Below are 13,458 nucleotides of genomic sequence, written 5' to 3'. Positions count from 1 at the left end.
GTGCCGCCGATGCGCCGCCTGATTGACCTGCGCACGTCACCCGGACGCCGGGGCCTACAACGAAACATGAACATGGAGATATCCGCGTGCATGCGGCGCATCAGCGCCGTCTTGCGCGCGGACCGAAGGAGACACACGATGAAAACCCAACCGCGTACGCTCGACGTGCAGTCGTTCATCGACGCCGAGCGCTTTTCCCCCTGCCAGTGGCTGATCCTGATCCTGTGCTTCCTGGTCGTGGCCGCCGACGGCTACGACACGGCCGCGATCGGTTTCATCGCGCCCGCGCTGACGCACGACTGGGGCATCGCGCGCAGCGCGCTCGGCCCGGTGATGAGCGCGGCGCTGGCCGGACTCGGCATCGGCGCACTCGCCGCCGGCCCCTGCGCGGACCGGCTCGGCCGCAAGACCGTGCTCGTGCTGTCGGTTGTGTGCTTCGGCGCGTGGAGCATGGTGTCCGCGCATGCGCAGTCGATCGAGGCGCTGACCGCCTTTCGCTTCCTGACCGGGCTCGGCCTCGGCGCGGCGATGCCGAACGCCGTCACGCTGATGGCGGAATATGCGCCGGCCCGGATTCGCGGCGTGGCCGTCAACGCGATGTTCTGCGGCTTCTCGTGCGGGCTCGCGGTGGGCGGCATCACGTCGGCATGGCTGATTCCGCACTTCGGCTGGCAAAGCGTGCTGACCGCGGGCGGCATCGGACCGATCGCGCTGGCGGTCGCACTCGTGATGCTGCTGCCCGAGTCGGCGCAGTATCTCGCGGCACGACCGGGCACGCATGCGCGCATCGCGCGCATCCTCGCACGGATCGCGCCGAACGAGCGCTTCGACGACCGTACCTTCGTGGCCGCCGGCGCGCGTCCGCAGGCTGGCGGGGCGTCCGCGCTCGCGCAGGTGCTGTCCGCGCAGTTTCGTTCGCGCACGCTGATGCTGTGGGCGGCCTACTTCATGGGGCTGCTGATCTATTACCTGCTGACCAACTGGATGCCGACGCTGCTTCGCGATGCGGGCTTCAGCGCCGAAGGCGGCGCGCTGATGACGTCGCTGTTCCCGCTGGGCGGCGTGCTCGGCAATCTCGGTGTCGGATGGCTGATGGATCGCTTCAATCCGAACCGGACGATCGTGTTCGCGTATGTCGTGGCAGCGCTGCTGGTGCTCGTGGCGAGCCGCACGATCGGGCATGCCGCGTGGCTCGGCACGTTGATCTTCCTGTGCGGCACCGTCGTGACGAGCGCGGTGACGTCGATGTCGGCCTATGCGGCGAGCCTGTATCCGACGCGTTGCCGCGCGACGGGCGTGGCCTGGATGCTCGGTATCGGACGGATCGGCGGCGTGGCCGGCGCGTTCGCCGGCGCGATGCTGATGGGATTCGGCTGGCGCTTTGGCGATGTGTTCAGCCTGCTTGCGGTGCCGGCGCTCGTCGCGGCCGGTGCGTTGCATGCGATCGGCCGTTGCCGCACGGAAATCACGGAACAGGAGCGCGCGACCGGCGCGGCCGTGCAGCAACACTGATGCGGCGCATGCCTGCCGAGCGCATGCGCGCGCGTTGCTTCAGGGCGGGGGCGTAGACAAGCAAAAAGCCACGGAGTCGTCCGTGGCTTTTCTTCTCGATCACGCAGCCGTGTCGCGGCCGCGTATCGCACTGCATCGTGCGGGCGCGCTTACGCGATGCTCTTCGACCAGTTCGCGTACCAGTTGCGGAACAGCGTGTACTGCGCTTCCGCGTAGTTGCGTTGCGCGTCGCTCAGTGCGTCGGTTTCGTTGAAGTGCAGCGTGTATTCCTTGTCGCCGTTCAGCACCATCAGGTGCTTGTAGAACAGGACCAGGTCGCAGCCTTCGTCGAACGACGACAGCACGGCCAGCGCCGCTTCCAGTTCCTTCGCACGTACGCGTGCCACCGCGTCGCCTTGCGCGGCCTTCTTGCACAGGTCGACGAGCTGCAGCACTTCGCGCGGCAGCGCGTTGCCGATGCCGGTGATCGCGCCCGCGGCGCCGCAGTTCACGAAGCCGTGGAAGACTTGCGTGTCGACGCCGGCCATCAGCGTCACGCTGTCGTCCTGCGACGTGATGTTCTCGGCTGCGTAACGCATGTCGGCGGCGCCGCCGAATTCCTTGAAGCCGATCAGGTTCGGGTGCTGGCGACGCAGTTCGAAGAACAGGTCGGCGCGGGTCGCGAAGCCGTAGTACGGGCTGTTGTAGATCACGGCCGGCAGGTTCGGCGCGGCGTTCAGGATCGCGGCGAAGTGTGCCTTCTGCGCGGCCGGCGACGCGCCGCGCGACAGCACGCGCGGAATCACCATCAGGCCGTGCGCGCCGACTTTCGCGGCATGCGCGGCGTGCGACACGGCTTCCTTCGAGTTCACCGCGCCGGTGCCGACGATCGTCGGGACGCCGGCTTCGACCAGGCGTGCGACGCCTTCCTGGCGCTGCGCTTCGGTCAGCAGCGGCCAGTCGCCCATCGAGCCGCAGTACACCACCGCGCGCATGCCGAGTGCCACCAGCTCCTTGCCCTTCTTCACCAGCGCGTCGAAGTCCGGCTGACGGTCAGCGGTGCACGGCGTCATCAGGGCCGGAATGGTGCCGGTAAAAATGTTGTCGCTCATCTCGTTTCCTCACATTCAGATAGGGTCAACTGCCATTGCTTGGCAACGTGGGCGGTACGCGCGCTCGCCGTCTCGTCGGTGCTTCACGTGATCCGGACGGCGGCTGGCCACCTCTTGTTTGCCTCGGTGCCGAAACGTTGCCTCCGGTTTCGCCCGAGAGTCAGCCATCGACGAGTGCATTCTAGCCAGTTCGGATATTTTATACAATATAAAATAAAAAAGGTGTGACGAAGATCGTCGTTCCGGGGCGTTGGGCAACGCGGCGAACCGCGTCACGGCGGCCTCCGGCGAGGATGGTGAGCGATCCCGGCGAAATCGGCGCGCTGTGCGTTCCGGCTTCGCACGATCGCCAGCAAGGCTGGGACAAACGTCGCGCAAGCCGATTCCCGTCGCGCTTTCACCTGACCGAAATCCCTTCCTCCACTGGCTCCCGGAACGAGCGGCGACGACTCGCCGACGTGTCGCATTTCTGACGAAAGCATTTTTTAGATTGCGTGGATTGCGTATTGGATATTGTATAAAATCTTTCGGCGCGCTTACCCGCGAACCGCCCCGTCAAGGGAAATGGAAGATAACGAGAGGAGATACGGAGATGACAAGTCAGGTCGGCGAGGCAGTCTCGCCTGATGGTGTGGCGGCCGTGCAGGACACGGCGTCGAAACGGGAATTGAAGCGTGTCGTCGCGGCGTCGATGGTCGGGTCGGTGGCGGAGTGGTACGAGTTCTTCCTGTATGGAACGGCGTCGGCGCTGGTGTTCGGCACGCACTTCTTCAAGAAGACGGGCAATCCGATCGACGGCCTGCTCGCGGCGTTCGCGTTGTATGCGGTGGGGTTCGCGGCGCGCCCGATCGGCGGGCTCGTGTTCGGCTACTACGGCGACAAGTTCGGCCGCAAGTATCTGCTGCAGGTCAGCCTGATCGTGGTCGGCATCACGACGTTCCTGATGGGCTGCCTGCCGACCTTCGATGCGATCGGCTACTGGGCGCCGGTGCTGCTGGTGTCGCTGCGCCTGATTCAGGGCTTCGCGTTCGGCGGCGAGTGGGGCGGCGCGATCCTGCTGGTCAGCGAGCACAGCCCGGACAACCGCCGCGGCTACTGGGCCAGCTGGCCGCAAGCCGGCGTGCCCGCGGGCAACCTGGTCGCGACGATCATCCTGCTCGTGCTGTCGAGCTCGCTGTCCGAGGCCGACTTCCTGGCGTGGGGCTGGCGCGCGGCGTTCTGGTTCTCGGCGGTGGTCGTGCTGATCGGTTTCTGGATTCGCCGCAAGGTCGACGATGCGCCGATCTTCAAGGAAGCGCAGGCGCGCCGCGCGCAGAAGCAGGAAAAGCAACTCGGTGTCGGGCACGTGCTGAAGTACCACTGGCGGCAGGTGCTGATCGGTATCGGCGCGCGATTCGCCGAGAACATCCTGTATTACATGGTCGTCACGTTTTCGCTGACGTACCTGAAGCTGGTCGTCGGCTTCGATACCACACGGATCCTGAAGCTGATGTTCGCCGCCAACGCGATCCACTTCTTCTTCATCCCGCTGATGGGGCTGATGTCGGACCTCGTCGGCCGCAAGCCCGTGTACCTGACCGGTGCGGTGCTGACGGCGGGCTGGGGCTTCGTCGCGTTTCCGATGATGGACACCGGCAACGACTGGATCATCATGGCCGCGATCGTGCTCGGCCTGTTCATCGAATCGATGACCTACTCGCCGTACTCGGCGCTGATGACCGAGATGTTCCCGACCAACGTGCGCTATACCGCGCTGTCGCTGTGCTATCAGGTCGCGCCGCTGATGGCGGGCTCGCTCGCGCCGTTGATCGGGCTGTCGTTGCTCGAGCGCTATCACTCGTCGACGCCGATCGCGTTGTATCTGGTCGCGGCGGCGGCGATCTCGATCGTATGCGTGGGCCTCGCGAAGGAAACGCGCGGCAAGTCGCTGCACGACGTCGATGCCGAGGCACGCCGGCGGACCGACGCGTGACGTCTGCGACCGAAGCCACCCGCGAGGGTGGTTTTTTTCGGTTCAGCGGATTTCCGGCGGAGGGGCGGGGAAGACGGTCCGGTGACTTTATCCGAATTGCCTGGAGACCTTGACGATCTCGGCCGCTTTCAGGAATTACACCGGTCTCCTATGGATCATGAGCGTGCAGCTGCGTCCCGCGTCAGCACGAAGCCTCGCCGCCGCGGGGCGATGATCCTTGACAGCCGGCGGGTTCAGGCGGCTGCCGCCTGAGCAACCGCGTCGTGCCGATCACCACCCAGGATATCGACAAGATCGGTCAACATCCGCGCCAATTCAGCCGTCATCAGCGTGACGTCCGAGTCGAAGCGTTCGTCGTCGTTCTGCGCGGTGGGATCCGTCGCTTCCTTGATCACGTCGAGCGGCGTGACACGCTTGATCGTCAGCGACGGTGTCAGCACGAACGAAATTCGATCATCCCAGGTCATTGCGAGGCGCATGCATTGTTTGCCGGCCTCGATGTGCCGGCGCATGTCGTTCGCTTCCAGCGCGTGGCCGACGTATCGCACCGTGGCGCCGCCTTCGCCGCTCGAGCGCAACTCGGCGTCCTGGTCCACAGTGAATCCGCCCGGCGCGTCGCCGGACAGCAGCCAATCCGTCATCGCGGCGACCGGCGAAAGGGCCACCTGAACGCCGGCGAGCGGCAATTGATCGATCGATTTGACGAGCAGGCTGCGGACGTCGTCGGCAAGCGCCTGTGCAGCCGCATCGATGACGAGCCAGCCATTCACCGTATCGATCCACACGCGGGTATCGCGGCGAATGGTGAACGCGCGCGGCAGCAGTTCGTCGGTGACCTGCTCCTTGAGTTCGCGCAGCTGTTTTCGCCCGACCTTGAAGCCCTGCTGCTCCTCGACTTCAAGCGCCCGGGCCTTGGTCACCTGATTGACGACCGAGGCCGGGAGCAGCTTCTTTTCGGCACGAAACGTCAGCAGCATCTGCCGGTTGATCGAATACACCAGCGCGCCGTCGTCACGCGGCGACGCCCATCCGACGCGCTGCATTTCGACGCTGGTGCCCGGCTGAAACGCGTGCGGCGCCAGCCATGCTTCCATCTGATCGGGGGTAACGGCCCACGGTGCCGGAAGACGATGAAGCTGAAGATTCTTGAACCACATAGGCGTGCGGGCAAAGCGCATCATTCTATATGACGGTGACGTTTACCGGCCAAAAGCGGCCGATCGATTCCCTGGGGTGCTCGGACGCTCGGGCGTCGGCTTCGCCCCACTGAACGGTCATTACCGTCAGCGACGATGAGTTGACACACATGCGGGGCAGAGGCCCGAGACGCCGATACGGCCTTTGAGCAAGGGCGAGGGTGCATGTGCCAAACGTCGGCATCAGGCGGCGCGTCGCACCGTCCGAATTCGCGGCACCGGTCCGGGTGCGACCCGTGCGATGATGTGCCATGACCAACATGAGAGATGGAATGACGACTACGTTCGACGAGGCGACAACGGCGGCGATCGCCGCGTTTGCCCAACTGGAGTTCTACACGGCGGTGCAAGCGATGCGTGCCGAGGCCGATTACGACCGCGAGCGAGACCAGTGGATCTCGCGATATATCGACGAGCACGGCGGCGGTGCGGACGATGCAGCATACGACGCCTTGCATGCGCAGGCCCAGGCGACCCCGGAATACGCGCAGTTCGTCGATGCGGTTCGCCGGGAAATCCTGGAATACTTCGGCGTGACCGACGATCAACTGGACTGCATGGTCCTGCTGCGCGATGACGACAGCGATGAGCTTTGGGCGGAAGTCAACCGGCAGCGCAGCGCGCTGGGAACCGGTGAAGTGCGCGGAGATCTCTGAGCATCGCTTGCCGTAGGGGCCTCGAGTCGTGCCGGGTGCAATGCGGCGGCAAGCGACCTCCGCAGCCCGCCGAAACAACGGCGCGACAGCGTGGAGCCCCCTACGGCGGCGGTTCGGCGACACGGCGCTCTGCTAATATTGTAGAAAATATGCAATATCCACCGCCGCGCCGGCACGTGCCTGACCGCCTTCCCCCAGTCCGAACATGAACGAGAAACGCCCTGCTCTTGTCTACGCCACGCGCGCCGAAGCCGCTGCGAACGAATTGCGCCGCCGTATCCTGACAGGGGAGTATGTCGACGGCTATCAGCTTCGCCAGGATGCGCTGGCGACCGAGCTCGGCATCAGCCGGATCCCGCTGCGCGAAGCGCTCGTGCAGCTCGAGAGCGAGGGACTCGTCAAGATCCTGCCCCACAAGGGAGCCATCGTTTCTGAACTGTCCCCGGAAGACATCACCGAACTGTTCGAACTGCGTGCGCTGCTGGAACCCGTTCTGCTGAAGAAGTCGATTCCGAAGCTGACCGCCGAGGATTTCGCGCGGCTCGATGCGATCCTCGAGGAATACAGCGAAGTGCTGCATGCGAGCCAGTCCGGGCGCTGGGGCGAACTGAACACCGAACTGCATCATCTGCTGCTGTCGCGCGCCGACCAGCCGAAGACGGCGGCGATCGTCGCGTCGCTGCTGCAGCAGACCGACCGCTACACGCGCGTGCAGTTGTCGCTGTCCGAGGCCGCGCGCGACGTGGCCGAATCCGAACACGCCGAACTGGTCGCGTTGTGCCGCAAGGGCGATGCGCGCGCGGCAGCATCGCTGCTCAAGCGACACATCGAGCATGCGGGCGGCGAGTTGAACGCATTCCTGCGCGATCGACGCCTCGGTCGTTGAGCGCGCGTTCGGCTTGGACGATGTGACCACCGCGTCGCCGCAGATTCTGCCGTCGAGGCGTCACATGCGAGGCGTGGCCCCGTCCGGGCTTCGCGGCAACGGGCTTGCATGCGTGTCGTCCGCCTATCCGCCGCCGATTCCCTGCAGCACCTTGCCCGTTCCGCCGCACACCGCGCAGGGCTGTCCTTCGACCATACCCGTGCCGCGGCACACGCCGCACAGATCCTCGCCAACGCCCGGCGCATCGGGCGGCCCTTCGTCGCCCGGATTCAGCGGCGTATCCTGATCCGGCCCTGCCGACATTCTGATCGTCTGCATCGCATACCTCCTTTCGCATTTCCGACGTCGCCGCGAGCACGCATCGCGCGTGCCCACGGCCGCTGCACGCGTGCGGGGGCACCGGCCCCCATGCCGGAACCGCGCAACGAGGGGCGCGCCGGCCACGATGACGCGATTCCCCGCATGGCGACCGGGAATCGTCGTCATCGCATCGTCATTACAACGACGGCGTCCACGTCGAGCCGAACGGATTTGACTGGTCGATGCCGGGAAGGGCGACGAACCGAACGCGTCGCTGCAGTCGACTACGTTGGCCGGACGCGCATTGAGCGTTGCCGCGCCGTTCGCGGTCGGCCGAACACTGGCAAGTTCACGTATGTACTGGCCTGGCGTCGCGTACCGGCGGTGGCGTTGCAGTCAGTCATCCTACGACCGACGAAATGAAAACGAAAAGCCTCCGTTTGGCCTCGGAAATGCAATACACGTCCGGCCGGTTCGGATACAGATCTTTTTCCGGAAAACGTTTCGCCGGCCATCGGTCCTATGGAGAAGGAATCCTTCTTCATCTTGCTGCAAGGCCGCTCCAGAGCGGGTTATAGGGTATGCACCAAGTGAGTTAAACGATTAACCGACGTACATTCGCTCCGACACGTCATACAACGTATGACTGCGATTCCGCGAAGGCCGTGCATCGATGCATGCGGATGCCGCCCGGATCGCTGCCAAATAACGAGCAACCCGCAAGGAGACTGACGATGAAGCACCGATTCACCCGCTCCCGTAACGCACTGGCCGTCGCGCTGATGGCCGGCTTCGCGGTGTCCGCGCAGGCGCGCGTGTTCCGCTCGGCGGACGTGCACGGCGACAGCTTCCCGACCAACATGGCGGTCAAGTACATGGGCGACGAGCTGTCGAAGCTGACGGGCGGCAAGGACTCGATCAAGGTGTTCGGCAACAGCGCACTCGGCTCCGAGAAGGACACGGTCGACCAGGTGCGGATCGGCGCGATCGACATGGCGCGCGTGAACGGCGCGTCGTTCAACGAGATCGTGCCGGAATCGCTGATTCCGTCGTTCCCGTTCCTGTTCCGCGACGTCGACCATTTCCGCAAGGCGATGTACGGCCCGGCCGGCCAGAAGATTCTCGACGCGTTCGCGGCGAAGGGGATGATCGCGCTGACGTTCTACGAGAGCGGCGCGCGTTCGATCTACGCGAAGCGCCCGGTGCGCACGCCCGCTGACATGAAGGGGCTGAAGGTGCGCGTGCAACCGTCCGACCTGATGGTCGACGAGATCAGGGCGATGGGCGGCACGCCGACGCCGATGCCGTTCGCCGAGGTCTACACGGGCCTGAAGACGGGCCTCGTCGACGCGGCGGAAAACAACCTGCCGTCGTACGAGGAAACCAAGCACTTCGAAGTAGCGCCCGACTACTCGGAGACGCAGCACGCGATGACGCCGGAAGTGCTGGTGTTCTCGAAGAAGATCTGGGACACGCTGTCGCCGCAGGAGCAGACCGCGATCAGGAAGGCCGCGGCCGATTCGGTGCCGTACTACCAGAAGCTGTGGACCGCGCGTGAGGCATCGGCGCAGCAGACGGTGACGAAGGGCGGCGCGAAGATCCTGCCGGCCGCGCAGATCGACCGCGCGGCATTCGTGAAGGCGATGCAGCCGCTGTGGGCCAAGTACGAGAAGACGCCGCAGATGAAGCAGATCGTCGACGAAATCGAGGCAACCAAGTGACCCGTCGCACTTCCCTGAACGGCGCAGCGACCGTGGGCTCGCCGGAGGCGGCTGCCACGGACGGTGCGGCCCCGTGCCGGCCGCGCGCGGCCGCGCCGCTCCTGCGTTGCGTGAACGACCTGCTGTTCCGCGTACTGGCCGTGGTCGCGTCGCTGTGTCTCGCGGCGCTCACGGTGCTGGTGTTCTACGCGGTCGTGATGCGTTACGTGTTCGAGAACGCGCCCGATTTCGTCGAGCCGATCGCGCTGTTGCTGGTGATCGTGATCGCGATGTTCGGCGCCGCGATGAAGGTGCGCGACGGCGGCCACATCGGCCTCGATTCGCTCGTGCGGCGCCTGTCGCCGGGCGCGCGCACCGTGGTGATCGCGATCCAGCACCTGAGCCTGATCGCGTTCGCGTTCGCGATCATGGTCGGCTGCGGCAGCATGGCCGCCGAGACGATGGGCGACCGCATTCCGATCATCGGGCTGCCCGAGGGCGTGCGCTACCTGATCACGATTCCCGCGGCGATCGCCATCATCCTCTTCTCGCTCGAGCACCTGCTCGCGCTTCGTCGTTCTTCGTCGGGCCAATAACGTCATGGAACTCGCGATCCTGTCCGTCAGTTTTCTGATTTTTCTCGTGCTCGGCGTGCCCGTTTCGTTCGCGCTCGGAATTGCCTGCGTGCTGACTTATATGGTCGAAGGGCTGCCGATCGCGACCGCGATGCAGTCGATGATCTCGGGAATGAACGCGTTCTCGTTCCTCGCGGTGCCGTTCTTCATCTTCTCCGGCGAGCTGATGCTGCACGGCGGCATCGCGGACCGGATCCTGCGTTTCGCGCAGGCGACCGTCGGCCACTTCCGCGGCGGCCTCGGGATGGCCAACGTCGTCGCGTGCACGCTGTTCGGCGGCGTGTCGGGCTCGCCGACCGCCGATACGTCCGCGATGGGCGGCGTGGTGATTCCGCTGATGAAGCGCGAAGGCTACAGCGCGGCCTACGCGGTCAACGTGACGACCCACGCGTCGCTCGCGGGCGCGCTGATGCCGACGTCGACCAACATGATCATCTACGCGTTCGCCGCGCAGGGCATCACGGGGATGCTGCACGGTCAGCAGGTGAGTGGCGTGTCGATCGGCGACCTGCTGTTTTCCGGCCTCCTGCCGGTGCTGTGGGTGATGGGCTTCGTGCTCGCGGCCGCGTACTGGCAGGCCGTGCGTCACGGCTATCCGCGCCGTGAAGACGGTTCGTCCGCGTTGCCGGCGTTTCCGGGCTGGTATGCGGTGCTGCGCAGCTTCGTCGGCGCCGTGCCGGGCCTGATGGTGATCGCGATCATCCTCGTGTGCGTCGCGAAGGGGATCGCCACTGCGACCGAAGCGGCCGCGATCGCCGTCGTGTATTCGCTCGTGCTGACCGCGATCGTGTACCGCACATTGACCGTCGAGAAGCTGCGCCGCGCGCTGTCGCATGCGGCGCGCACGACGGGTGTCGTGCTGCTGCTGATCGCCGTGTCGAACATGCTGCGCTTCCAGATGTCGTACCTCGAGATTCCGGACGCGATCGAGGGTCTGCTGAAGCAGTCGACCGCGGCGCCCTGGCTGATGCTGCTGTACATCAACATCATCCAGGTGTTCCTCGGCACGTTCGTCGACATGGCCGCGCACATCCTGATCACGACGCCGCTGTTCCTGCCGATCGCGATGGCATGCGGCGTCGGGCCGGTGCAGTTTGGGATCATGTTGCTGCTGAACTGCTCGCTCGGCCTCGTGCACCCGCCGATCGGCTCGGTGCAGTTCGTCGGCTGCGCGATCGGCAACGTGTCGATCGGCGAGACGACGAAGATGGCGTGGCCGTATTACCTCGCGATCTTCAGTGCGATCAACATCGTCACGTACATGCCGTTCTTCTCCACCTGGCTGCCGAGCCTCATCAGCGGGCACGCGGTGTTCTGATCGCGCGTTTCGCCCGTCGCGGCGCCGGACGATCGAGATTGTCCGGCGCCGCGGTCACGTCTACGGTTGCTTCGCGCGCGGCGAATTCACATCGACGTGAAGGCAGCATGGCGCGCCGTCGCGGCCGCCACGTTGGCGCTGGTCGCATCGCGCACGCACGTAGCGACATAAGCGTACGTTTCGAACGGCGACAGCCTCGACATTCCGGTGTTCGGCGTCGTCCCGGTCGCGCGGCGGCAGTCACACGCCGTGCGGCAACCTGTGCGATGATTCGCCGCTTCGCGTTCGTCGCAGAACGCCGCGGATCGCGGCGCCCGTTTCCGGGCCGCCGCCGATCGCATTGACATCCGGAGACGACATGCCCGCACACATCGTTCATGGCAGCACCCTGCATTACCAGGATCACGGCACCGGCTTTCCGGTGCTGCTCGGACACAGCTACCTGTGGGATTCGGCAATGTGGGCGCCGCAGATCGACGCGCTATCGAGCCGCTACCGCGTGATCGTGCCGGACCTGTGGGGGCATGGCGCGTCGGGACCGCTGCCCGACGGCACCGAGACGCTCGACGACCTCGCCGCGCACGCGAGCGCGTTGCTCGATGCGCTGGAGATCGAGCAGTGCGCGGTCGTGGGCCTGAGCGTCGGCGGGATGTGGGGCGCGCGGCTCGCGTTGCGCGAACCGCAGCGCGTGCGCTCGCTCGTGCTGATGGATGCGTCGCTGGAGGCCGAACCCGACGCGACACGGCTGCGCTACTTCGGGATGCTCGATGCGATCGCCGCTGCCGGCTGCATCGCGCCGCCGCTGCTCGATGCGATCGTGCCGCTGTTCTTCCGGCCGGACGTGAACCTGGCCGACCCGGTGCCGACCGCATTTCGCGCCGCGCTCGCGAACCTGCCGTCCGACCGGCTGCGGCAGTCGATCGTCCCGCTCGGTCGGCTGATCTTCGGGCGGCCGGATACGCTGGCCGCGCTCGCCGAACTGGATGCCGAGCGCACGCTGCTGATGTGCGGCGCGGGCGACATGGCGCGCCCGCCGTCGGAGACGGTGAAGATGGCGAGCGTGATCGGTTGCCGCCATGCGCTGGTGCCGGACGCCGGCCACATCTCGAACCTGGAGAATCCCGCGTTCGTCACGCGGACGCTGCTCGACTGGTTCGACGAACAGCAGCTCGCGGCGGGTTGAGCGCCGTACGCGATGCCGGCGGCGGGCGCCGCGCGGCGTCGCAACGACTTGCGTTACTGCATTACTGGATTACGCGCGTTCGCCGACCGGCGTGAACTTGCGGTCGCGCACGCGCTCCTCGTCAACGCCGCGGCGAATCAGGTCCTGCGCTTCCGCGCGGCTTGCGACACACGGCGCGGAGCCGGGCAGCGGCCGACGTGCGGTTTCGCGCAGCGCGAGCACCGACACGATGCCGATGAACGACGCGCCCATCAGGTAGTAGGCCGGCATCATCAGGTCGCCGGTGCGATCGACGAGCCACGCGGTGACGAGCGGCGTCGTGCCGCCGAACAGCGATACCGACACGTTGAAGCCGATCGCGAGCGCGCCGTAGCGAATCCGCGTCGGGAACAGCGCGGGCAGCGCCGACGGCATCACGCCGGTGAAGGTCGACAGCAGCGTGCCGTAGATCAGCATCCCGCCGAACACCGCCAGCATCCCGCCGGAGCGGATCAGCAGCAGCGCGGGCACCGACAGCACGAGCAGGCCGACGCAGCCGAACATCATCACCGGCTTGCGGCCGAGCCGGTCCGACAGATGGCCGGCGTAAAGCGTCATCGGCATCATCAGCACCATCACGAGCAGCACCATGAACAGGCCGTGCGTTTCGTTGAAGTGCAGCGTCGCCGACAGGTAGTTGGGCAGGTACGACAGTGCCATGTAGTCGGTCACGTTGAAGATCAGCACGAGGCCGACGCACTGGAGCAGCGGCCTCCACTGTTCGATGAGCAGCGTGCCGAACGACTGCTTCGGGCGCGATCGTTCATCCGCTTCGCGCGCTTCGGCTTCCTTCTTGAACGCGGGCGTCTCCTCGAGCTTGATCCGGATGTACAGGCCGACGAGGCCCAACGGACCGGCGATGAAGAACGGCACGCGCCAGCCCCACGACAGCAGCGCTTCTTGCGACAGCGTCGCCGTCAGTATCGCGACGGTGGCCGCGCCGAGCGTGTAGCCGATCAGCGTGCCGAAC

General features: G+C 65.8%; 12 protein-coding genes. 8 read left to right on the top strand and 4 right to left on the bottom strand.

The features are described 5' to 3' along the window. Positions 1-138 precede the first annotated feature (138 nt). A complete protein-coding gene (locus ACV22W_RS30875) occupies positions 139-1,512 on the top strand; it encodes an MFS transporter (protein ID WP_448023192.1) in 1,374 nt (457 codons plus the stop codon). 149 nt (positions 1,513-1,661) lie between these two features. Here ACV22W_RS30875 and ACV22W_RS30870 read toward each other — a convergent pair whose 3' ends face one another. After that, entirely contained in the window at positions 1,662-2,603 is a 942-nt protein-coding gene (locus tag ACV22W_RS30870; protein WP_059525958.1) for a dihydrodipicolinate synthase family protein, read from the bottom strand. A 592-nt stretch (positions 2,604-3,195) separates the two neighbouring features. Here ACV22W_RS30870 and abaF point away from each other — a divergent pair. Further along, positions 3,196-4,575, top strand: coding sequence for a fosfomycin efflux MFS transporter AbaF (gene abaF, locus ACV22W_RS30865; RefSeq protein ID WP_448023191.1), 1,380 nt, complete (start codon positions 3,196-3,198; stop codon positions 4,573-4,575). 233 nt (positions 4,576-4,808) lie between these two features. Here abaF and ACV22W_RS30860 read toward each other — a convergent pair whose 3' ends face one another. Beyond that, complete coding sequence (locus ACV22W_RS30860) at positions 4,809-5,732, bottom strand: recombination-associated protein RdgC (RefSeq protein WP_448023215.1); 924 nt, start codon at positions 5,730-5,732, stop codon at positions 4,809-4,811. A 311-nt stretch (positions 5,733-6,043) separates the two neighbouring features. Between ACV22W_RS30860 and ACV22W_RS30855 the strand changes: the two genes are divergently transcribed. Further along, a complete protein-coding gene (locus ACV22W_RS30855) occupies positions 6,044-6,427 on the top strand; it encodes an ATP-dependent protease (protein ID WP_448023190.1) in 384 nt (127 codons plus the stop codon). A 205-nt stretch (positions 6,428-6,632) separates the two neighbouring features. Continuing rightward, a complete protein-coding gene (locus tag ACV22W_RS30850) occupies positions 6,633-7,313 on the top strand; it encodes a GntR family transcriptional regulator (RefSeq protein ID WP_059525948.1) in 681 nt (226 codons plus the stop codon). 123 nt (positions 7,314-7,436) lie between these two features. Here ACV22W_RS30850 and ACV22W_RS30845 read toward each other — a convergent pair whose 3' ends face one another. Beyond that, positions 7,437-7,631, bottom strand: a complete 195-nt coding sequence (locus tag ACV22W_RS30845; protein ID WP_448023189.1) for a hypothetical protein — start codon at positions 7,629-7,631, stop codon at positions 7,437-7,439. Positions 7,632-8,347: 716 nt separating this feature from the next. Between ACV22W_RS30845 and ACV22W_RS30840 the strand changes: the two genes are divergently transcribed. The 4 genes from ACV22W_RS30840 to ACV22W_RS30825 all read left to right on the top strand — a co-directional run bounded on the left by ACV22W_RS30840 (position 8,348) and on the right by ACV22W_RS30825 (position 12,449). Then, the gene (locus ACV22W_RS30840) at positions 8,348-9,334 is read left to right on the top strand and encodes a TRAP transporter substrate-binding protein (RefSeq protein WP_448023188.1); all 987 of its coding nucleotides are present in this window, start codon (positions 8,348-8,350) and stop codon (positions 9,332-9,334) included. Then, entirely contained in the window at positions 9,331-9,909 is a 579-nt protein-coding gene (locus tag ACV22W_RS30835) for a TRAP transporter small permease (protein ID WP_448023187.1), read from the top strand. Before ACV22W_RS30840 ends, ACV22W_RS30835 begins: the two co-directional genes overlap by 4 nt. A 4-nt stretch (positions 9,910-9,913) precedes the next feature. Next, positions 9,914-11,266 carry a TRAP transporter large permease gene (locus ACV22W_RS30830; protein WP_059449222.1) on the top strand — a complete coding sequence of 451 codons (1,353 nt, stop codon included), beginning with the start codon at positions 9,914-9,916 and terminating at the stop codon, positions 11,264-11,266. A gap of 358 nt (positions 11,267-11,624) precedes the next feature. Continuing rightward, positions 11,625-12,449: an alpha/beta fold hydrolase gene (locus ACV22W_RS30825; RefSeq protein ID WP_448023186.1), complete on the top strand. Its 825-nt coding sequence runs from the start codon at positions 11,625-11,627 to the stop codon at positions 12,447-12,449. Positions 12,450-12,518: 69 nt separating this feature from the next. Here the strand turns inward: ACV22W_RS30825 and ACV22W_RS30820 are convergent. Further along, positions 12,519-13,458, bottom strand: a 940-nt coding sequence (locus ACV22W_RS30820; RefSeq protein ID WP_448023185.1) for an MFS transporter, incomplete at its 5' end; no start/stop codon positions are given.

The sequence above is a fragment of the Burkholderia sp. AW49-1 genome, from assembly GCF_053427845.1.
Note: the sequence above shows the minus strand (reverse complement) of the source record. Positions and strands in the feature narration are given on the sequence as shown.